1 protein-coding gene is annotated in these 1737 nt (G+C 68.7%); it reads right to left on the bottom strand.

All coding sequences use genetic code 11. The features are described 5' to 3' along the window. The coding region (locus ONA70_RS36145) for a hypothetical protein (RefSeq protein ID WP_265010965.1) at window positions 1-1737 on the bottom strand (1737 nt) is incomplete at both ends.

The raw sequence follows: 1737 nt of genomic DNA, 5'->3' as shown, positions 1-1737 counted from the left end.
TCCGTCGAAGTCCGACGGCAGGTTCTCGCCGGTGAACCCGTTGCCCCGGGCCCCGATGTTGGTGCCCGGCAGTGCGGATCCCTCGGTCCCGCCGGCGCCGAGCCACAGTCCGGACGGCAGGTCGTTGGCGGCACCGACGGTGAAGAGGTCAGGAGCGTTGTCGCCGGTGAGGTCCCCGTCGGCGGCGACGGCGGCCGGTGCCGAGTTGAACGTGATGGCCGCCGTGTCCCCGATGTTCCCGCCACCGGACACGGCGGTGACGGTGAGGGTGTTGGTGAACCGGGTCGGAGTGACGGTGATGGTGGCCTTGCCGGCAGCGTCCGGGGTCACATCGACCGGCGGACCAGCGTTGAGCTGGTAGATGTAGCCGCCCACCCCGCTGGTCGGTGGCGTGACGTCGATGGTGAAGGCCTGGCCGATGGTGGTCGTGCCGTCGGCGACCGTGGGGACGGTCGGTGCTCCCGGACGGGTGGGATCGAAGGAGAAGGTGCAGGGGTCCGAGACCTCGCTGGAGATGCGGAAGTCGGTGGTCTGCACCTTCCAGGAGAACTTGGTGACGGCACCGCCGGCGGCGGTGCGGAGCTTGTCGACGGGTACGACCAGCACCGCGGTGCTGCCGGAGGAGTAGGTGAGCTGGCTGGAGTCGGACGAGGCGATCGCGGTTTCCGCCTTGTCGTCGGTCTTCCAGAGTTTGAAGCTGACGCCGAGGGTGCCGCCGTTGGGGTCGGAGACCGGGGCGTAGAGCGAGACGGTGCCGTCACCGACGGTCGAGCCGCCGGCGCAGGCGGTCATGGGGGAGGTGGTCAGGCCGGTGGGCTTGTTGGGCCTGTGGTTGTAGCGGATGGTCAGGGTGGGGCTGGTCTCCAGGAACTCCTTCCAGCTCTCCGTGTCGGTGGCCTCGTTGGCGGCGACCATCCACAGGGTGCGGGTGGCCTTCTTGTTGGTGACGTCGGCGCTGATCTGGTCGGTGATGTCGAAGGAGACCGCGGCTTCGGCGCAGCCGGAATAGCCGTAGGCGAAGCTCTTCGAGGCGATCGCGGTGCCCTTGCTGACGCCTTCCCAGTAGTTCCAGGTCGCGTTGGACGAGGACAGTGTCGTGCCGGGGCCGTAGACGTAGACGGTCTTGGCGGTGCAGTTCCACGACCGGGTGTTGGTGATCTTGAAGATGGCGTCGTAGATCTCGGCCCCGGCCAGGGTGCCGTAGGGGACCGAGAAGTTGATCAGCGTGTTGGACCGCTGGCTGCCGGCGTTGCCGACCTGCATCCGCCCGATCAGGTCGGGAGTGCGCTTCCAGTAATTCGTCGACTGGTCCTGATACGAGATCGTCGCCCAACCGGACTTCGACTCGCCGATCGGGGTCCAGGTGAAGGTCGGGTCTACGTAGACCGGGAAGACCGTCTTCGCGTCGGTCAGCAGCTTCGCATCCGGCGTCAGGTGCAGCTTGCCGGCGGCGACCTTCACCCCGATCGGGGCGGTTCGGGCGGTTCGGCCAGGGGCGACGGTGGTGGACAGGGTGCCCCGGGCGGCCGGCGTGGTGGCGGCGGCGGAGTCCCACATCCGCGGCGCGGGGGCGGTGAGCACCGTCCGGCCGGTGCGGTCGCGGCCGGTGATGTTGCCGGTGACGTCGGCGGTCAGGGTGACGCCCTTGGTGGTGGTGGTCAGGTCGAGGGCCGCGAGCTTGGGGTTGGTGGCGGCGGCGCGGTTGTTGACCACGAAGACGTGGGAGAACGCACCCTC

The organism is Micromonospora yasonensis (genome assembly GCF_026013475.1).
In the GTDB taxonomy this organism is placed as follows: Bacteria; Actinomycetota; Actinomycetes; order Mycobacteriales; family Micromonosporaceae; genus Micromonospora; species Micromonospora yasonensis.
Note: the sequence above shows the minus strand (reverse complement) of the source record. Positions and strands in the feature narration are given on the sequence as shown.